This window comes from Bacillus pretiosus (genome assembly GCF_051294775.1).
Taxonomy (GTDB): Bacteria; Bacillota; Bacilli; order Bacillales; family Bacillaceae_G; genus Bacillus_A; species Bacillus_A wiedmannii.
Map to the genome: position 1 here is coordinate 1 of NZ_JBPPHF010000062.1, position 338 is coordinate 338.

Here is a 338-nt window from a genome sequence, read left to right on the forward strand (position 1 = left end):
TTCTTGAAAGCTTCAGTGTCAGGCGATGCAATTTGAGGTAAAGACAGAGGAACGGGGATCATGCCTCCTAAAATACAACCCCAAAACAACCTTATAAAGAATAAAATATTGTTTGTCTGAAAGATAATATAAGAGCCCTTCTGAAATCCCTGCTTTTGTAGTGCCCCTAAGATGGATTTGGCATTAAAATAAAGACTTTCATAAGACTCAAACAATTCAGAGCCATCGGATTGAGTAAAGTAAACTCCCCTTGATTTCTCGGTAGCATAAATTCCAAGTAATTGATCTAGTGTTATATTAACTCCATCCTCTAATACTGATTTTGTATAAGGTTTCAT

At 35.8% G+C, this 338-nt stretch carries 1 pseudogene; it reads right to left on the reverse strand.

The features are described from left to right. Positions 1-338 (reverse strand): annotated as a pseudogene (locus ACSG5Z_RS29850) (hypothetical protein); the annotation flags it as partial.